18 protein-coding genes and 1 tRNA gene are annotated in these 17,330 nt (G+C 68.7%); 8 read left to right on the top strand and 11 right to left on the bottom strand.

Translation table 11 applies throughout. From position 1 onward, the window contains the following. The first annotated feature begins 299 nt into the window (after positions 1 to 299). Both AB0C16_RS04430 and AB0C16_RS04435 read left to right on the top strand, forming a co-directional pair. Entirely contained in the window at positions 300 to 611 is a 312-nt protein-coding gene (locus tag AB0C16_RS04430; RefSeq protein ID WP_357678756.1) for an EthD family reductase, read from the top strand. A gap of 126 nt (positions 612 to 737) precedes the next feature. Beyond that, positions 738 to 1,148 (top strand): hypothetical protein, encoded by a 411-nt coding sequence (locus tag AB0C16_RS04435; RefSeq protein ID WP_357678758.1) that lies wholly within the window; start codon positions 738 to 740, stop codon positions 1,146 to 1,148. 118 nt (positions 1,149 to 1,266) lie between these two features. Here the strand turns inward: AB0C16_RS04435 and AB0C16_RS04440 are convergent. The 5 genes from AB0C16_RS04440 to AB0C16_RS04460 all read right to left on the bottom strand — a co-directional run bounded on the left by AB0C16_RS04440 (position 1,267) and on the right by AB0C16_RS04460 (position 7,052). Further along, positions 1,267 to 1,340 (bottom strand) — tRNA-Met (locus AB0C16_RS04440). Positions 1,341 to 1,411: 71 nt separating this feature from the next. Next, complete coding sequence (locus AB0C16_RS04445) at positions 1,412 to 4,330, bottom strand: UPF0182 family protein (RefSeq protein WP_357678760.1); 2,919 nt, start codon at positions 4,328 to 4,330, stop codon at positions 1,412 to 1,414. Between the two features lie 129 nt (positions 4,331 to 4,459). Continuing rightward, a complete protein-coding gene (locus AB0C16_RS04450; RefSeq protein ID WP_357678762.1) occupies positions 4,460 to 5,506 on the bottom strand; it encodes a PDZ domain-containing protein in 1,047 nt (348 codons plus the stop codon). Positions 5,507 to 5,516: 10 nt separating this feature from the next. Then, the gene (locus tag AB0C16_RS04455) at positions 5,517 to 5,942 is read right to left on the bottom strand and encodes a molybdenum cofactor biosynthesis protein MoaE (RefSeq protein ID WP_357678763.1); all 426 of its coding nucleotides are present in this window, start codon (positions 5,940 to 5,942) and stop codon (positions 5,517 to 5,519) included. Between the two features lie 36 nt (positions 5,943 to 5,978). After that, complete coding sequence (locus tag AB0C16_RS04460; RefSeq protein ID WP_357678805.1) at positions 5,979 to 7,052, bottom strand: NAD-dependent epimerase/dehydratase family protein; 1,074 nt, start codon at positions 7,050 to 7,052, stop codon at positions 5,979 to 5,981. 130 nt (positions 7,053 to 7,182) lie between these two features. On the opposite strand from AB0C16_RS04460, the gene AB0C16_RS04465 reads away from it, so the two are divergent. From AB0C16_RS04465 to AB0C16_RS04475, 3 genes are read left to right on the top strand one after another with little or no spacing between them, the layout of a single operon-like run. Continuing rightward, positions 7,183 to 8,388 (top strand): zinc-dependent metalloprotease, encoded by a 1,206-nt coding sequence (locus AB0C16_RS04465; RefSeq protein ID WP_357678807.1) that lies wholly within the window; start codon positions 7,183 to 7,185, stop codon positions 8,386 to 8,388. Then, complete coding sequence (locus AB0C16_RS04470; RefSeq protein WP_357678765.1) at positions 8,385 to 8,945, top strand: NUDIX domain-containing protein; 561 nt, start codon at positions 8,385 to 8,387, stop codon at positions 8,943 to 8,945. The genes AB0C16_RS04465 and AB0C16_RS04470 overlap by 4 nt, the downstream gene beginning before the upstream one ends. Before the next feature lie 27 nt (positions 8,946 to 8,972). Next, positions 8,973 to 9,971 (top strand): endonuclease/exonuclease/phosphatase family protein, encoded by a 999-nt coding sequence (locus tag AB0C16_RS04475; RefSeq protein ID WP_357678767.1) that lies wholly within the window; start codon positions 8,973 to 8,975, stop codon positions 9,969 to 9,971. Here AB0C16_RS04475 and AB0C16_RS04480 read toward each other — a convergent pair. From AB0C16_RS04480 to AB0C16_RS04490, 3 genes are all read right to left on the bottom strand, one after another. Further along, the gene (locus tag AB0C16_RS04480) at positions 9,958 to 10,545 is read right to left on the bottom strand and encodes a hypothetical protein (RefSeq protein ID WP_357678769.1); all 588 of its coding nucleotides are present in this window, start codon (positions 10,543 to 10,545) and stop codon (positions 9,958 to 9,960) included. The two genes, AB0C16_RS04475 and AB0C16_RS04480, sit on opposite strands and share 14 nt — an antisense overlap. Further along, positions 10,539 to 11,054: a M48 family metallopeptidase gene (locus AB0C16_RS04485; protein ID WP_357678771.1), complete on the bottom strand. Its 516-nt coding sequence runs from the start codon at positions 11,052 to 11,054 to the stop codon at positions 10,539 to 10,541. Before AB0C16_RS04485 ends, AB0C16_RS04480 begins: the two co-directional genes overlap by 7 nt. Positions 11,055 to 11,122: 68 nt before the next feature. Next, complete coding sequence (locus AB0C16_RS04490; protein ID WP_357678773.1) at positions 11,123 to 11,905, bottom strand: enoyl-CoA hydratase-related protein; 783 nt, start codon at positions 11,903 to 11,905, stop codon at positions 11,123 to 11,125. Positions 11,906 to 12,010: 105 nt separating this feature from the next. Between AB0C16_RS04490 and AB0C16_RS04495 the strand changes: the two genes are divergently transcribed. After that, the gene (locus AB0C16_RS04495; protein ID WP_357678775.1) at positions 12,011 to 13,117 is read left to right on the top strand and encodes a ThiF family adenylyltransferase; all 1,107 of its coding nucleotides are present in this window, start codon (positions 12,011 to 12,013) and stop codon (positions 13,115 to 13,117) included. 64 nt (positions 13,118 to 13,181) lie between these two features. Further along, complete coding sequence (locus AB0C16_RS04500) at positions 13,182 to 14,516, top strand: AarF/ABC1/UbiB kinase family protein (protein ID WP_357678777.1); 1,335 nt, start codon at positions 13,182 to 13,184, stop codon at positions 14,514 to 14,516. 535 nt (positions 14,517 to 15,051) lie between these two features. On the opposite strand, the gene AB0C16_RS04505 is transcribed toward AB0C16_RS04500, so the two are convergent. Next, positions 15,052 to 15,282: a hypothetical protein gene (locus AB0C16_RS04505; RefSeq protein WP_357678779.1), complete on the bottom strand. Its 231-nt coding sequence runs from the start codon at positions 15,280 to 15,282 to the stop codon at positions 15,052 to 15,054. 5 nt (positions 15,283 to 15,287) lie between these two features. Further along, positions 15,288 to 15,476 carry a hypothetical protein gene (locus AB0C16_RS04510; RefSeq protein WP_357678781.1) on the bottom strand — a complete coding sequence of 63 codons (189 nt, stop codon included), beginning with the start codon at positions 15,474 to 15,476 and terminating at the stop codon, positions 15,288 to 15,290. Positions 15,477 to 15,562: 86 nt separating this feature from the next. Here AB0C16_RS04510 and AB0C16_RS04515 point away from each other — a divergent pair, with 86 nt between their 5' ends. Next, positions 15,563 to 16,501 carry an aminoglycoside phosphotransferase family protein gene (locus tag AB0C16_RS04515; protein ID WP_357678783.1) on the top strand — a complete coding sequence of 313 codons (939 nt, stop codon included), beginning with the start codon at positions 15,563 to 15,565 and terminating at the stop codon, positions 16,499 to 16,501. Here the strand turns inward: AB0C16_RS04515 and AB0C16_RS04520 are convergent. Beyond that, entirely contained in the window at positions 16,498 to 16,887 is a 390-nt protein-coding gene (locus AB0C16_RS04520; RefSeq protein ID WP_357678785.1) for a hypothetical protein, read from the bottom strand. The two genes, AB0C16_RS04515 and AB0C16_RS04520, sit on opposite strands and share 4 nt — an antisense overlap. Positions 16,888 to 17,330 lie beyond the last annotated feature (443 nt).

Below are 17,330 nucleotides of genomic sequence, written 5' to 3' on the forward strand. Positions count from 1 at the left end.
TCCCCGTGCCCACCGGCGTTTCCGCGACATCCTGATCTCCCCGTTCACCTCCTCGGGCAGTGCCGGGATCGAGCGTCCTTTCGAGAGCCCCGTCCACGTCGAGTCGCCCACCCGCGGCACCCCGTCCGGCGCGGCGAAGTCCATGATCGTCGAGTTTCTCGCCGTCGGCGACGTGAGCCGGGACCCGTGCCGCCACCAACGACACGTGGCCGGAGCCTTCCGCCGCGAGCACGGGAGATGTTTCATCGAAGCAGGCCGAAGGCCGATCGTCACCGCAGACACGACTCTGGAGGCAGGCAGTGGCATTCCAGCTCATCGCGCTCTACAACCACCCCGAGAGCGCCGCGGCTTTCGACAAGCACTACAACGAGACGCACGCGCCGCTCGCGGCCACCCTTCCCGGACTGCGCGCCTACACCGCCACCCGCCCCGGCCCCACCACGGGCGAACGGCCCGCCTACCACCTGGCCGCGGTGCTGACCTTCGACGACGAGCAGTCGTTCAACGCCGCCATGGGCAGCGAGGCGGGCAAGGCCGCACTGGCCGACCTGGCCAACTTCGCCGGCGCCGGAGTCACGTTCCTCACCGGCCCGACGGACACCATCGTCTGAGACCTCGTCCGCCCGCCGAAGGCCGTGGTCTCCGTTCTCCCGGAGACCACGGCCTTCCCGCGTGGCGAGCCGCTTGCTTCTCGGGAGTTGTACCCGCTACCACCTGGCACGGAGCACGCTGACTACGTGATGCAGGGCACCGTCGGCATCCAGTCGGGCAACAGCAGCCATTGCGACTATCTGGTCCGCGTCTCGCTCCTGAGCAAGCTGCCCGGAATCGTTCACAAAGAGTACGATCTACGGTTTCGCACACGCGAAACGCTCGCCTCGCGCGAGTCCTGGGACGCCGCCCATACCTGGATGAGGCGCCCGCTCCGGCGCATGGCGGGAGCGCTGGCCGCCGTGATCGGCGCCTCCATGATCAGCGACATCGTGTTCGACCTGTCCGAAGTAGTGGAAGTCGCGATGATCGCGACCCAGCTCACGATCCTCATCGGCGGCCTGCTGCTCATCGGCTGGCGGGCCCATCGTGTGGCCGCAGAGGTCAACCGGCAAGCGGCGGCTCCAAAGGTGCCGGCCAACTCTCCACGCGCCTGAGGCTCCATCGGTACGACCGGCCGCAAGCCGCCGCGTCCGGAGGCGACCACGGGAGGTTCGAAGTGCCAAAGAAAGAGCCCTGGTCTCCGGCGAACCGTTGACCAGGGCCTTCTCAGAGTAGCGGGGGCAGGATTTGAACCTGCGACCTCTGGGTTATGAGCCCAGCGAGCTACCGAACTGCTCCACCCCGCGTCGGTGTGTGTGCCAAGACTATCGGCCGTGCGGGGTGGGTGCAAACCGAATGGCTCCGATTACCCGCCCAGCTAGGGGCTGGGCGCGGGTGTCGGTGTCGTGGTCGGCGTGGCCGATGGGCTGGCCGACGGTGACGGGCTGGGCGTGCCGGTCGCCGCGGGCTCGGCGCCGAGGTCGCGCAGCGCCTTCAGCGCGTCGTCCAGGCGCTTCTGCGCCTTCCCGTACTCCTCCCAGTTCGGCGGGTTGGCCTTGAGGGCGTTCTGGGCGTCCTCGTAGGCCTGCTGCGCCGTGGTGATGGCCTGGGTCAGCGCGGTGATCTGCTGGTTGGGCTGGGTCTGCTGGTCGGGCTGCGTCTGGGTGGTCTGCTGGGTCTCGCCGAACACCTGCTTCAGAGCGTCTTCCAGCTTGTCGCCCGATCCCACCTTGTTGCCGAACGCCACCAGGACGCGCCTGAGGATGGGGTAGGGCTCCTGCCCGGTGCCGGCCTTGGTCTGCACGTAGACGGGCTCGATGTAGATGAGCCCACCGGCGTACGGCAGGGTCAGCAGGTTGCCGTATCTGACGTTGGCCTGGCCCAGCCCGAGCGGGCCCAGCTCGCCGGAGAACTTGTTCTGGAAGTTGTTCTGGGCCTGGCCCGGGCCCGGGATGGCGGTGTTGGACGGCATGCGCAGGATGCGCAGCTTGCCGTAGTCGTCACCGACCGTGGAGCCCGCCGCCATAAAGGCCGCCAGGTTGGGGCCCTCCTTGGGCACGAACGTCGTCGTCAGCGAGAACGACGGCTTGGCGTTGCCGACCGGCATCGTGGTCGTCAGGTAGTAGGGCGGCTGCTTGGTCTGCTGGTCGCCCTGCGACGGATCGCTGGGGACGTTCCAGAAGTCCTGGCCGCTGTAGAAGGCGCCCGCGTTGGTGATGTGGTAGCGCGAGAGCGTGTAGCGCTGCACCTTGAAGAGGTCTTCGGGGTAGCGCACGTGGCTGTTGAGGTCGGGGCTCATCTCGGAGACCGGGCGGATGATCCCGGGGAAGGCCTTGCTCCAGGTCTTGAGCACCGGGTCGGTCTCGTCCCAGCCGTAGAGCGTGACCGTGCCGTCGTAGGCGTCGACCGTGGCCTTGACCGAGTTGCGGATGTAGTTGATGTGGTCCTGGGGCTGCTGCGCGACCACGCGACGGTCGGTCGTTGTGTCACGGGTCATGTCGCCCAGGCTCTCGCTCTGGGAGTAGGGGTATTCGTTGGAGGTCGTGTAGCCGTCGACGATCCAGGTGATCCGGCCGTCGATGATCGCCGGGTAGGGGTTGCCGTCGAGCGTCAGGAACGGCGCGACCTTCTGGACCCGGTCACGCGGGTTGCGCACGTACAGGATCTTGGAGTTGTCGTTGACGTCGCCCGACAGCAGGATGTTCTTCTCGCCGTACTTGGCGGCGAACATCATCCGGTTGATGAACGAGCCGACCGGGACACCGCCCTTGCCGGTGTAGGTCGTGTTCTTCTGGCCGGTGCCGCCCGTCTCCGGGTAGTCGAGCTCCTGCGGGGTGTTGGGGTTGCCGCCGGCGATGACGTACTCGTTGGCGGCGGTGGTCTCGCCGAAGTAGACGCGCGGCTCCGACAGCTTGGTCGTGGAGGCCAGTTGGCCGGTGACCGGCATGTCCTTGGCGTCGTAGTCGGGCAGGCCGCCCGAGTCGACCTCGTTGCCGGGCGCGGCCACGAAGCCGTAGCCGTGGGTGTAGACGAGCGCCTTGTTGATCCAGTTGTTCTGGCCCTCGGGCGGGCCGAGCAACTCGCGGACGCTCACCACGTGGTCGACCGTCTTGCCGGTGGAGTCGGGGTAGCGGTCGACGTCGAGCTGGTCGGGGAAGCCGTAGAAACCGCGGATGCGCTGCGTCTGCTCGTACGTCGCGGAGACCAGAGCGGGGTCGAGCAGGCGCACGCCGGACACGGAGGCGTCGCCGTCGTTGGCCTTGACCTTGGTCGGGTCGGCCTCGGCGGTGTATTCGATCATCTCGGCGTCGGCGACGCCGTACGCCTCGCGGGTCGCCTCGATGTTGCGATCGATGAAGGCGGCTTCCTTGAGCTGCTGGTTGGGCTTGACCTGGAACTGCTCGACCAGCAGCGGGTAGACGCCGCCGATCAGCACGGCCGACAGCACCAGCAGGCCGAAGGACACGCCCGGGAGCATGCCGCCCGGCCTGATCACGCCCGCGAAGAACAGCGCGGCGCAGATCAGCGCGATGATCGCGAGGATCGTCTTGGCCGGCAGCACGGCGTTGACGTCGGTGTAGGACGCGCCGTTGACGAAGCCTCGGTCGGAGAAGACCAGACCGTAGCGGTCGATCCAGTAGGCGATGGCCTTGAGCAGCACGAACACGCCGAGCAGCACCGACAGGTGCGCCCGCGCGGCCCGGGAGGCGTGCACGCCCGGCGACTGCAGCCGGAACCCGCCGTACAGGTAGTGCGTGATCGCCGACAGGATGATCGAGATGATCACCGCGGTGAACAGGAAGTTCAGCACCATCCGGATGAACGGGTAGTCGAACACGAAGAACGAGATGTCGAACCCGAACAGCGCGTCCACCTTGCCGAACGACTGGCCGTTGACGAACTTCAGCCACGTCGGCCACTGCCCGGCGAACGACGAGCCCGCGAAGAGCGCGAGCATGCCCATGCCGACGATGAAGATCAGCTTGCGGTGGGGGTCGAGCGCCATCCGGTAGCGGTCGGCGCCGCTGCCGCCGCCGAACATGGCGGGGCCGAACATCGGCCGCGTCCGGAAGGCCAGCAGCATGTTGCCGCCGACGATGCCCACCATCAGCACCGCTCCGACCAGGAACAGCACGATCTCGGTCAGCAGCACACTGGAGAAGACCGACGTGTAGTCGATCGCGTCGAACCACAGATAGTCGGTATAGAAGCCGGAAAACAGAAAGAACAACGCCACGATCGCCACAAGTGCGATCGCGACAGGCAGAAGCAGTCGCGGTCGGCGGGGCAAGCGCATCGCCCTGCCGGCTCCTGGGGTCCGGAAGCTCAAGGCCAACCCCTCGTCGTGATGAACAAACGGTCCGTGTCTGGCAACCTACACCGCAGGGCCAGCCATACGGCTAACGTACGACGGCTGCCAGAAGTTTCATCCGGTGCTGCACGAGGGCACAGCGCCCTTCCCGGTGCGCAACGCGTCGAGGGCGAGCACCGCGCCGTGCAGGGTGTCGGCCTTGACCAGTCGCAGCCCGTCAGGCGCGGCCTGCAGGGCCTCGTCGCAGTTGTCGGCCGGGGTGAGGAACACCGAGGCGCCCGACTTGCGGGCGCCGACCATCTTCTGGGCGATGCCGCCGATCGCGCCCACCTCGCCGGACGGGGTGATCGTGCCGGTGCCCGCGATGTCCTTGCCACCGGTGAGCTCGCCGGGAGTGAGCTTGTCGACGATCCCGAGGGAGAACATCAGCCCGGCGCTCGGCCCGCCCACGTCGCCCACGTTGATGTCGACGTCGAACGGAAACTTGTACGAGGACTGCATGACCACGCCCACGATCGCCTTGCCGTCGGCGGTGGCCACGGTCGGCACGGTCACGTCGAGCTGGTCCTTGCCCCTGGTGATGTTGAAGGTGACGTTTTCGCCTGGCTTATGCGACTTAACCGCGTCGGCAACGGTTTTGACCTCGGTCACCTTCTTGCCGTCGACCGTGTTGATCTCGTCGCCCTGGTTCAGTTTGCCGTCGGCGGGCTTGCCCTTCTCGGTGGACACCACCGAGACGACGGTGGTGTAGGAGATCTTGAGCTCGGTCAGCGCGGCGGCGGTGGCGAAGTCCTGGGAGTTGGTCATCTCGACCGTGTTCTCCTCCTCGACCTGCTTCTGCGAGCGGGTGTCGGGGAAGATCGTCTCCTCGGGGACGACGGCGACGCTCGGATCGATCCAACCCCGCAGCGCGGTCAGCAGATCGATCCGGCTGCTGGGGCCGCCCTGGTAGGCCACCGTGACCAGGCTCAGCGCGCCGCTGGTGGGATAGGTCTGATGCCCGTTGATCGCGATCACGGGCTTCTTGTCGATCTCGCCGATCGTGTTCTCGGTCGGCCCGGGACTCAGCACGACGTACGGGACCTTCGCGATGGCGCCGATGATGCCGAGCGCGAGCACGAGGAACCCCGAAACCAGCAGGGTCAAGGCGCGTCGTGACATGGAGACGAGCTTATTCGCAGGCACCGACCCACTCGGCCGACCCGTCGGTGAACACCTGATGTTTCCAGATCGGGACCTGGGACTTGAGATCGTCGATCAGCCGGCGGGACGCCTTGAACGCCTCGTCGCGGTGCGGGCAGGCCACCGCGACGATCACCGCCGTGTCGCCGAGCTCCAGGTCGCCGACCCGGTGGACGGCGGCCAGCGCGGTCACGGAGAAGTCGGCGGCGACCTTCTCGGCCACCCGCCGCAGCTCGTCGACGGCCGAGGGATGGGCCGAGTAGGAGAGCCGGGTCACCGGCTTGCCCTGATCCTGCTCACGCACGGTGCCGACGAAGATCGTGGTGCCCCCCGCGGCGTGGTCGCCCACGGCGGCCAGCACCTCGTCCACGGAGAGCGCGGTGTCTCGAATGGCAAGCAACCGGATGACGTCCACGTAAGGAGCCTACAGATTATGTCCCGCGATGCCGCGTCAGTGGCGCCGCTTCTTGCGTACTTGACGGACGATGGCCGCGGTGCCGATGACCGCGACGGTGGCTCCGGCCGCCGTGAGCGTGGCCTCCTTGACCGGCAGCCGCCGGCCGACCACGGTCGTGCGGTTCTCCCGGAGCTCCAGCAACTGCTCGAACGCGGCCTCGTTCGTCCAGGCGGGCTTCCAGCCGGACTCGCGCAGCCCCGCGCAGTCGACGACCCACGGGTAGACCACGTAGTGCAGGTCGGTCGCGGGGGCCGGGGTGATGCCGAGCCGGTGCAGGCGCTGGGCCGTGCCGAAGGTCAGGCCCGCGGGCAGCTCGAAACGCCGCAGCCCGGACAGCTCCTCGACCTGCTCCTGCTCCAGCCATCCATCGGAGCCGACCGCCACCACGCCCGTCACCAGGCCGCGCGCGGCCAGAACCAGCGCCGACAGCAGGTCGTCGACGTGACAGAACTGCCAGCGCGGCGAGCAGCCCTTGACGGTCAGCAACCTGGGCGACTCGAAATGCCGGGTGATGACCGTGTCGACGCCCGGCCCGACCACCGCCGCCGGCCGCAGAACGGTCACCTCGAGGCCGGGATGGCTGCGCAGCGCCCGGCGGACCAGCGCCTCGATCTCCAGGTAGTCGCCCACCACGCCGGTGTCGGGCTCGGCGGCGACCGCGGCGTTCTCCGGCAGCGGCACGTCGTTCTCCGGCGCGGCGCCGTACACCATGGCGCTCGTGACGAGCACCACACGGCGGACGCGCGCGGCGGCGGACGCGGTCAGCACGGTCTGCGCCGCCCGCAGGTTGTAGGCCCGGCGCTCGCCGGGGACGGAGTCGACCGCGTAGTCACCGGCCAGATGGACCAGCACGTCGATGTCGGAGATCCGGTTCGCCAAGAGCGGATCTCGCACGTCGATCACTCTCCACGTGGCCTCCTGGATGTCGCCGCGCTCCTCGTCAATGGCCACCACCCTGCGGAAATCCGCGGAGGATACGAGCCTTGCGAGCAGCTCGCGGCCTAGGCCTGAGGCCGCGCCGGTAACGGCTACGACTGGTTGGCGCGGGCGTTTCGAGGTAGGCACCAGGTCCTCACTTTGCACTGATCCGCCGTAGGACGACTAACGTTGCGGATGTGGACTCCTCCATCCTGCACGAGGTAGAGCGGTGACTGACCTGCCAGGTCGCGAAAACGACCCTAACGAGAACCCGTTCGCCATGTTCGGCAACCCTGAGCAGATGGCTCAGGCGATGCGCCAGTTCGCCGACATGCTGTCGGCGCCGCAGGGTTCGGGCCCTGTCAACTGGGACATGGCCAAGAACATCGCCCGCCACGCCGTTGTCGCCGAAGGCGATCCCAGCGTCATGGAGGGCGAACGCCGTCAGATCGTCGACGCGCTGAGCCTCGCCGACCTCTGGCTGAACGAGGCGACCTCACTGCCCAGCGGTGTGTCCAACCCACAGGCGTGGAGCCGTTCCGAATGGATCGAGAACACGATCCCGGTGTGGCGCAAACTCTGCGAGCCGATCGCCGAGCGCATGGTCGACACCATGGGCGGCGCGCTCGGCGGATCCGGCCTGCCGCCAGAGGCGCAGCAGATGGCCGGGCCGTTGATGGGCATGCTCAAGCAGATGGGCGGCATGATGGTCGGCCAGCAGATCGGCCAGGCCCTCGGCTCGCTCGCCCGCGAGGTGATCGGCACCACCGACATCGGCCTGCCGCTGTCCGGCACCGCCGCGCTGCTGCCCGGCGGCATCGCCTCCTTCAGCCAGGGCCTCGAGCTGCCCGCCGACGAGATCAGGCTCTACCTCGCGCTGCGCGAGGCGGCCCACCACCGGCTGTTCCAGCACGTGCCGTGGCTGCGCTCACACCTGCTCGGCGCGGTGGAGGAATACGCCAAGGGCATCACGGTCGACACGTCCGCTCTGGAGGAGCAGATCCGCGGGCTCGACATCAACAACCCGGCGGCGATCCAGGAGGCGCTGAGCGGCGGCGCGCTCCTCAAGCCCGAGGAGACCGAGCGGCAAAAGGCCGCGCTGGCGCGCCTGGAGACGATGCTCGCCCTGGTCGAGGGCTGGGTGGCCACGGTGGTCGACCAGGCCGCCGACGGCAAGCTGCCCTCCGCCGGCGCGCTGGCGGAGACCGTACGCCGGCGTCGCGCGACGGGCGGCCCGGCCGAGCTGACCTTCGGCACGCTCGTCGGCCTGGAGCTGCGGCCCCGCCGGCTGCGTGAGGCGGCGGCCCTCTGGCAGGCGCTGAAGGACGCGCGCGGGATCGACGAGCGCGACGCCCTCTGGTCACACCCCGACCTCATGCCCCACGCCGACGATCTGGACGATCCCGAGGCGTTCGTCCGCGGCGACTCGACGTGGGACATCTCACAGCTCGAGGCCAAGCCCGACGACGAGGGCGACGGGAGTTGAGCTCGCACCGCGACGCGGTTGCCGTGCTGACCGACTGGGTGGCGCCGACCGTCGAGGAGAAGCTGCTGCGCGAGGAGTTCCTCGACCACCTGCGCTCCCACCACGACGCGATGCGGCGCGAGTGCGTGCCCGGGCACCTGACGGCGACCACCGCGGTGCTGTCGCACGACGGCGCCCGCGTGCTGCTCACCCTCCATCCCAAGGCCGGGATGTGGCTCCCGATGGGCGGTCACTGCGAGCCGTCCGACCCGACGCTCGCCGCCGCCGCGCTGCGCGAGGCCACCGAGGAGTCCGGGATCACCGGGCTGGAGCTGCTGCCCGGGCCGCTGGCGCTCGACCGGCACAAGGTCTGGTGCCATCCGCCCCACAGCTGGCACCTCGACGTCGAGTACGCCGCCGTGGCGCCCGCCGACGCCGAGGCGGTGATCAGCGAGGAGTCGCTCGACCTGCGCTGGTTCCCGGTCGACGAGATCCCCGAGCTCTCCGACGACGCCACCCGCCGGCTGGCGGCGCGCGGCCGGGCGGTTCTCACATCGCGTTCACGCGCACGCGGCTAGAGTCCGTACCGTTCCAAAGGGGGATAGGTGGACATCTCAGCCGAGAGTCCTGTCGGTGGCACGATCGTGACGCCCGTGCGCGGACCTCGCCGAAAGGTCGCCGGCAGCGTGCTGACCTGGCTGGCGGTCACGCCGTTCGCGGCCTGGGCCGTGGCCAGGGTGGTGGGGCTGGAGCGGGGGTCGCTGCCCACACAGCTCATGACCGCCACACCGTACGCCGCCGCCGGCTCGCTGATCCCCCTGCTGATCGCCGCGGTCGGCCGCAAGCGCGCCGCGACCGTGGTCGCCCTGCTCACGACGACGGCTTTCGGCTTCAGCGTGCTTCCCCGGGCTCTTGGCACGGCCGAGGCCACGGCGGGCAGGCCGTTCAAGGTGATGACGATCAACCTGCTGTTCGGCCGGGCCGACGCGGAGATGGTCGTCGACCTGGTGCGCCGCTTCGATCCCGACGTGCTGAGCACCCAGGAGCTGACCCCTGGCGCGGTCGACGAGCTCGACGCGCTGGGGCTGAAGACCCTGATGCCGCATCGGGTGCTCCAGGACGAGTGGAGCGCGGGAGGCAGCGGGATCTACTCCAAACATCCCGTCCAGCCGCTCGACGGCCTGGTCCCGCCGGTCGGGCACAACATGCCGGCGGCCCTGGTGTCGCTGCCGGGCGGCAAGGCGATCGAGTTCGTGGACGTGCACCCCTACCCGCCGCTGGGCCGCCAGGTCACGAGTTGGAACGAAGCACTGGAGGCGCTGCCGTCGGCCTCGGCCGAGACGGTGCGGGTGCTCGCGGGCGACTTCAACGCCACGGTCGACCACGCCCCGATGCGGCGGCTGCTGTCACGCGGCTACAAGGACGCGGCCGACCAGGTGGGGGCGGGCCTGATCCCGACGTGGCCGGCCAACAAGCGGGTGCCCCCGATCATCACGATCGACCACGTGCTGGTCGACCAGCGCGTGGGCGTCAAGGAGGTCAGCGTGCACACGGTGGCGGGAACCGACCATCGCGCGGTGTTCGCCGAGCTCACCGTGCCCTGATCAGGGCACGGGTGTTGTCCCAGCCCTCGAGGCCGGGGTCGAGGCGGTCGAGGTCGGCAGGGGTGCACAGGCGGTGCCAGCCCGGGCCCGTGGCGACCATGCGGGGGCCCGGAGCCCGGGCGCGCAGGGTCGCCACCAGGCCGGGGTCGTCGAGGTCGGGATCCGCCCAGCCGGGCAGCGGAAGGCCGCAGGCCAGGGCCACGGCTCCGCCCTGCTCGGCCGGGCAGACCGTGATCCGGGCGCGGCCCAGCTCGCGGAACAACTTGCCGATCAGCAGGGGCGGCAGGTCGGGCGCGTCGGCGGCGACTACGGCGGCCTGCTCGCCCTTCAGCCGTCCGATGACGCCGGCGAGCGGCGTGTCCTCGTCGACGACGATCACCTCGGTGCCGGGCCAGACGATCTCCTCGAGCTCCGGGACACTCGTCACCAGGACCGGCGTGACGAGCTCCAGGCCCGCGACCATCTCGTAGGTGTCTTCGGCGATCGCCTCGAGGAACGTCCGGGGGGCGACGCCCTCGGGCGCCGCTCTCGCCATGCTTTGTCGTGCCAGCACCGCGACGACGCGCGTCAACATTCCTCCGGTGTGGAGTGCCCGGCGGCGGAGAACCCTTCGAGGAACCCGCGCGCCCTCTCAGCCTTGGGATACTGCTCCACCAGCTTCCAGAAGGCGGGGCCGTGGCTCGGCACGAGCAGGTGCACCAGCTCGTGGATCACGACGTAGTTGATCACCCATTCCGGCAGGCCCTTGAGGCGCGTCGAGATGCGGATCGTTCCGTTCTCCGGTGTGCAGGAGCCCCATCGGTGCTGCTGGTTGTCGACCCAGCGCACGCTCACCGGCTCGGCCTTGCCGTCGAGGAACTTCAGCGACAGCTCCCTCGCCCGGGCGAGGAGATCCTCGTCGGTCGGCCGCCTTCGGCGCTCCTTGGCCGCCAGCCGATCGAGCATCCGGCTCACCCATTCGTCAGCGTCTTCACCGGTGAGCCAGGCGGGCAGCAGCACGATCGTCTTGTCGCCGTCGCGGTAGGCGGAAACCGTCCGCCGGCGACGAGGACTGCGACGAACCTCGACTGTCTCGGGGGGCACATATGCACGTTAGCCGAGACTGACGAAATTCCACAGAGGGAGAGTGGTTGTTTCTGCTGGTCAGATGATTAAGACCCGGTGAATTTGGGCATGCGCCTTTCCCGATGGGCGGTCAGACCCTCGATCATGTCGGCAGAGGCCATGGTCACCGGCTGGGCGAGCGACTCCCAGCGCAGTGCGGCTTCCAGATCCTGGTGGTCTTGGTTCAGAGCGACTTTGGTGAGTTTGGTGGCGACAGGGGCGTTGCCGGCGATCTTCCGGGCGACGGCATCGACCTCCGACAGGAGGTCATCCTTCGGGAAAGATTGATTTACCAGTCCTTTGCTCGCCGCCTCCGCTCCGGTGAGCGTGCGACCGGCGAGCAGCATCTCCCGAGCCAATCCGACCCCCACCCTCCTGGGCAGCAGGTACGTCGCCGCCATTCCCGGGTGCAGGCCCAGCGAGGTGAACGGGGCGAGCAGCTTGGCGTCGTCGGCCGCGTAGATCAGATCGCAGGCCAGTGCCACGCAGAGCCCGGCGCCCACGGCGGCCCCGTTGACGGCCGCGATCGTGGGCACCTCGAGCTCGGTGATGGACAGCCAGGTGCGGTAGAAGCCGAGCATCCGATCCCGCAGGTGCGGCACGGGCTCCACGCCCCGCTCGCCCAGCCAGGACAGGTCGCCGCCCGAGCTGAACGCCGTCCCCGCGCCCGTGACCACCACGCAGCGGACGTCCCGGTCCGTGGCCAGCTCGGCCATCGTCCGGCGCCACTGATCGGTCATGTCGTCGGTCATCGCGTTGCGCCTGCCGGGCAGGTTGAGGGTGACCCGGACGACACCGTCTTCAGATCGATCAACCAAGAGCTCGCTCATGCCGGAGATCGTAACCGTCCACAGGCCGGCCACCCCGGGGCGGGGTTATCCACAGGGAGACGGAAACGGGCGCCGGTGTTCGGGCGCACGTGAGATCTTGCGGCCATGAGGCCACGTGTGAAGCCCGCGTTGAGGCGGATCGTCCGCGACGAGCAGACGTTGCAGCTGGGCGTGCATCCAGGGCGGGCGGTCCTGCTGACCGGGCTCACTCGGTCCGTCCGGCAGTGGATCGACGGGCTCGACGGGAGCCGTGACCTCGGGCAGACGCTGGTCGCCGCCTCCGCGGCCGGTCTGGCCGAGGCGGAGGCTCAGGGCCTGCTCGACCAGCTCACCGCCCGGGGCGTCGTGCACGACGCCGCCACCGTTCCCGCGAAGGAGCTGCCCCTCGCCGAGCGTGATCGGCTGGCGCCCGAGCTCGACGCCCTCGACCTGGCGTCGACCGCCCCGGAGGGCGCGGCGGCCGCACTCGCCGTCAGGAGGCGGGCGCGGGTACGGGTCTACGGCGCCGGACGGGTGGGGGCGCAGGTGGTCACGTTGCTGGCCGCCTGCGGGGTGGGGGATATCCGGGTGATCGATCCGGGGACGGTCCGGGTTCGCGACATCACACCGGGCGGGGTGACCTGGGCCGAGGTGGGGCTGAGCCGCCAGGATGGAGCGGTGGCCGTGGCCCGGCGGCTCACGTCCGGCGGCGGGCCCACGCCGGCCGCCCGAGTGCGCGCCGGTGGCCCCTACCTGGGCGACCGGTCAGAGCGGCCCGATCTCGTCATCCTGGCTCCGGTCGGCCCGCTCGACGCTGTGCTCGTCAGCGAGCTGACCGCGCTCGGCATCCCCCACCTCCTGGTTTCCGCCTTCGAGGGCCACGGTTCGGTCGGCCCTCTGGTGCTGCCCGGCCAGACCGCCTGCCTGCACTGCCTCGACCTGACCCGCCGCGACGGCGACCCCGCCTGGCCGATCGTCACCGCCCGGCTGGGCGGCTATCCACCCGGCGAGATCGCCTGCGATTCCACCCTGGCGGCGCTGATGGCCGCCGCCGTGACCGGCCACGCGCTGGCGCATCTTGACGGCCGCGAGGCTGCTGTGACCAACGGCACAGTGGATGTCATGCCTGATTGGCAATGGAAAAGCAGGTCATGGAGCCCTCACCCCGAATGTCGTTGTATGCGAAACAATCCTTATTCGCTAAGAATGGGGATGTCAGCGACCAGGGACTGACGAGATCCGGAGACGACATCGCGAAGGGGGGAGCGGTTTCTCGACCGAGACACCGCGCATCAGTGTGAGCGATCTTCCGCGCCGCGCCGTCACGCGCTCCGCAAAGCTGGCCACCCTTCCGCTCGGGTTCGCCGGCCGCACCGCCCTGGGTCTGGGCAAGCGGATCGGGGGCAGGTCCGCCGAGCTCGTCGCCCAGGAAATCCAGCAGCGCACCGCCGAGCAGATCTTCAAGGTGCTCGGAGAGCTCAAGGGCGGCGCGATGAAGCTCGGGCAGGCGCTGTCCATCTTCGAGGCGGCGCTGCCTCAGGAGATCGTCGGCCCCTACCGCGCCACGCTCACCAAACTCCAGGAGGCCGCGCCCCCGCTGCCCGTCGCCACGGTCCACAGGGTGCTGTCCGAGCAACTGGGTGACGACTGGCGCGAAAACTTCCTGGCCTTCGACGACCAGCCGACCGCCGCGGCCTCCATCGGCCAGGTCCATCGGGCGGTGTGGCACGACGGCAGGGAAGTCGCCGTCAAGATCCAGTATCCGGGCGCCGGCAAGGCCCTGCTCGGCGACTTCACGCAGTTGGCCCGTCTCGGCAAGCTCTTCGGCGCGCTGCTGCCGGGCCTCGACATCAAGGCGGTCCTTTCGGAGTTGCGCGAGCGCATCGCCGAGGAGCTCGACTACTTCCGCGAGGCGGAGGCCCAGCACGCCTTCGCCCTGGAGTTCCGCGACGACCCCGACTTCCACGTGCCCGACGTGATCGCCGCCAACGAGATGGTGCTGGTCACCGAGTGGATGGACGGCACCCCGCTGTCCCGCGTCATCGCCGACGGCACCCAGGAGCAACGCGACCGGGCAGGCCTGCTCTTCGTCCGCTTCCTGTTCTGCTCGCCGGCCCGGGTGGGCATGCTCCACGCCGATCCCCATCCGGGCAACTTCCGCATGCTCGACGACGGCCGGCTCGGCATCCTCGACTTCGGTGCGGTCAACCGCCTCCCGGAGGGCTACCCCAAGGCCTTCGGCCAGCTCACCCGCATCTTCAACCATGGCGACATGGAGACGGTCGTGGCGGGGCTCCGCGCCGAAGGCTTCATTCGCCCCGGGATAGAGGTGGACGTCGACGCCCTCCGGGGGTTCCTGGCCCCCTACGTCGAGCCGACCGCGGTGGAGGAGTTCACCTTCAGCCGCCAATGGCTACAGGCCCAGGCGGCCAGCGTCACCGACCTCCGCCCCAACAACGTGGTCCGCCAGCTCAACCTCCCGGTGTCCTACGTGCTGATCCACCGGGTGCACGCCGCGGGAGTAGGCGTGTTGTGCCAGCTCAACACCACCGCCCGGTTTCGTGACGAGGTGATTCGCTGGGTGCCCGGCTTCGCCGACGACCCCGACGACGAACCCCTCGCCATCAGCTGACCTCCCCGCGCTTCGGGTCCGCACCCGCCGCCAGTGGCCGGCGCGTCCTCGGCAACTGGGATCCGGCGGCCGGGTCTGACGACCAGGTCCGTCGGCCGGGGCCGATGGCCGGGCCGAGCAACGAGCCCGTCTTTACCGGCAAGTTAGAAAAGATGATCCGATCGGGCCGCTGTTCGCGCATGTGGCTCCTGATCATCCCAAGTATGTAGCCATGTGGCTGGGCGAGGTCTTCGGTGGCCACGATCGCCATAGCGAGGAGCGGCGTGGCGGATACCCGTACATGCTCTCCGCGCACCTCGGCAAGGGCATTACGAGCCGCAGCGCCGCCGCTGGGTCAATCTGCTCATGGACGCGGCCGACGAGGTGAGACTGCCGGACGACCCCCGAATTCCGGGCCGCGTTCGCCGGCTACATCGAGTGGGGCACACGGCTCGCCCTGCACAACTCGCAACCGGGCGCCAAGCCCGTCACCGGCGCGCCGGTGCCTCGCTGGGCTGGGGCGTGGCCCCGCCGTACACGCCGTAACGCCCTGGCCCTAGTGATCTTCTTCCTCGAAGTACGATCTGGGTTCTTCGAGCAGGTCCAGGTGCGTGTCCGACTCGCGTCCGTCCTCCTCGCGCACCCACCGCGAGATGTTCCGCGCCACTTCGTCGTCGATCTCGTCGATCCGGTGCAGCTGCGGAAGTCTGTCCAGATACATGGCGATCCACGACTCCTGCGGGTCGTCGCCCATGTCGTGACTGATTTCGTAGAGTTCCTCGCTCATGGCACTCACGCTTTATTGATCATCAAGACCGCTCTCCGCACGGCCCAGCCGGCCAGGAAGAGGCCGAACACGGCCTCCGCGATGCGCATCCAAAGGGGAGAGGCTTCATCCGCATAAATCACGACGCCGAGCCACATCAGGCCGAATACTCCGACAAGGATGATTGCCGCCCAATTCAACCCTCGTTGCCACATACGCGCAGTCTTACAGTCGTACGCCCAAGGGCGGGTATGTCCGCGGTTGTCATCCGGTCACCGCTCCACGTGTTAGCTTGCCAGCCATGAAGGACCGACCCCAAGATCTCGACGAGCATGACCTGCGGCCGGTCTTGTCCGAATGGGGCATACAACCTGCGGCGTTGGACTACGCTCCGGTCGGTTTCGGCGACTACCACTGGATCGCGACCGACACCGATGGGCGGCGATGGTTCGTCACCGCCGCGGACCTGCGCCTGAAGGAGCAAGACGGTGAAGCCGCGCTGCGCCGTGCGATGGACACCGCCGACGCTCTGCGGGAGCTGGACTTCGTAGTGGCTCCGGTGCGCACCGCACATGATGAAACCGTTCGCCTGGTGGGTGCCCGGTATGCGGTGAGCGTCTTCCCGTACCTGGATGGCGTATCCGGATTCTTCGGTCAGGAGCTGACCCCCGCGCACCGAGGACAGGTCGTGGACCTCCTGGCCAGGCTGCACGGGGCGGCGCCACCGGCTCGGTGTCCCGTCCTCCGGCCCGAACCCGCACTCCGGGCGCTGCTGGAACAGGCCATCGAGGAATCGGATCAGTCCTGGGAGGCAGGGGTGTTCGCGCGAGCGGCCGGAGCCCTGGTGGCGGGCCACGCCGCGGGCCTCCGCCGACGGCTGGCCGAATTCGACCACCTCGCGAGGAAGGTCGATCGAAGCGAGCTTGTCGTGACCCACGGGGAGCCGCACCCGGGCAACCTGATGTGGTCGGGAGATCGGTGCCTGCTGGTCGACTGGGACACGGTGGGGCTGGCGCCGCCCGAGCGAGACCTCTGGATGTTCGCTGAGGATCTCGCGAGATATGAGGACACTTCCGGCCGCCGCCCCCAGCAGGCCGCTCTGGCCTTCTACCGCCTGCGATGGGCCCTCAACGACGTGGCAATCTTCGTCGACCAGTTCCGCCGGTCCCATGAACGAACACCCGATACGGAACAGGCATGGGCGGCGTTCGCCGGCACGGTGGAGGAGCTGACGGCTTAGCGCCGGCCAGTGCCGACGCAGCGACGCACGCGCATGCCCTGCGGGCGGGTGGCCACGTTCTGCTCCAGGCAGGCGAGCAGCGCCGCCGCCGTCCGGGCATCGGAAAGGATGCGCTGTACGGCCTCGCCGGCCGCGGGCAACTGGCCCCGCTCGGCCAACTCGTGCTTGAGGAAGGCCAGGGGATCGGGCGCGTCCGCGATGTCCGCGGCGATCGTGGCCCTGGCGGCGGTGAGCAGGCGCAGGTAGTGCGTCCGAAGGACCGCCTCACGCATGCGAGCGTGTTCGAGGTCGTCGATCAGGGTCCGGGCGACTCGCAGCAGGTCTCCAGCATGAGTCGCCTCGTCGGTGAGGTAGGCGCGGATGTCGTCGAACTCCGAGCGAGTCATGGCGGACACCTCCGTGGGCGCAGAGTGCTCGTAGGTACTTCGTACCGAGACGCGATTGCGGATGACTTGCGGTCGGCTTGACTTCACGGAAGTGGGGCGGCGTGTTGGAAAGGTTTGAGCGTCAGGTGGTGAGGGGAGGACCTGACGATTACCTATGTGGCGCCGAGTGGGGGTCTCGGGCTGCTAGAGTTGCGGAGCGCAGGGCGCCGCAGGTTCGCAGAATCTCGGAGATGCCCGGCACATCCCACTTCTTCTGGTTTGTCCGGATGGTTCGTATCTGTCCGGATGTCTGGTAGGTTAGAGGGGTTGCCCTGGGAACGGGGTGGTGTTCGGTTTCTGCTGGTCAGGCTGGTTCGGGTGAATTTGACACGGATCTGGGTGGCTGGAAGGATTTAGAACACAGCAGTACGAAATGAAATGAAATGTGCGCCTCTGAGCGGGGT

The sequence above is a fragment of the Nonomuraea sp. NPDC048916 genome (assembly GCF_040649575.1).
In the GTDB taxonomy this organism is placed as follows: Bacteria; Actinomycetota; Actinomycetes; order Streptosporangiales; family Streptosporangiaceae; genus Nonomuraea.

What these genes read in the sequence shown, in the direction of transcription:
- AB0C16_RS04445 (WP_357678760.1), bottom strand. Translation starts at nt 4,330, where the DNA reads ATGCGCTTGCCCCGCCGACCGCGACTGCTTCTGCCTGTCGCGATCGCA.
- AB0C16_RS04495 (WP_357678775.1), top strand. Translation starts at nt 12,011, where the DNA reads ATGAGGCCACGTGTGAAGCCCGCGTTGAGGCGGATCGTCCGCGACGAG.
- AB0C16_RS04505 (WP_357678779.1), bottom strand. Translation starts at nt 15,282, where the DNA reads ATGAGCGAGGAACTCTACGAAATCAGTCACGACATGGGCGACGACCCG.
- AB0C16_RS04490 (WP_357678773.1), bottom strand. Translation starts at nt 11,905, where the DNA reads ATGAGCGAGCTCTTGGTTGATCGATCTGAAGACGGTGTCGTCCGGGTC.
- AB0C16_RS04520 (WP_357678785.1), bottom strand. Translation starts at nt 16,887, where the DNA reads ATGACTCGCTCGGAGTTCGACGACATCCGCGCCTACCTCACCGACGAG.
- AB0C16_RS04450 (WP_357678762.1), bottom strand. Translation starts at nt 5,506, where the DNA reads ATGTCACGACGCGCCTTGACCCTGCTGGTTTCGGGGTTCCTCGTGCTC.
- AB0C16_RS04515 (WP_357678783.1), top strand. Translation starts at nt 15,563, where the DNA reads ATGAAGGACCGACCCCAAGATCTCGACGAGCATGACCTGCGGCCGGTC.
- AB0C16_RS04465 (WP_357678807.1), top strand. Translation starts at nt 7,183, where the DNA reads ATGTTCGGCAACCCTGAGCAGATGGCTCAGGCGATGCGCCAGTTCGCC.
- AB0C16_RS04480 (WP_357678769.1), bottom strand. Translation starts at nt 10,545, where the DNA reads ATGTTGACGCGCGTCGTCGCGGTGCTGGCACGACAAAGCATGGCGAGA.
- AB0C16_RS04510 (WP_357678781.1), bottom strand. Translation starts at nt 15,476, where the DNA reads ATGTGGCAACGAGGGTTGAATTGGGCGGCAATCATCCTTGTCGGAGTA.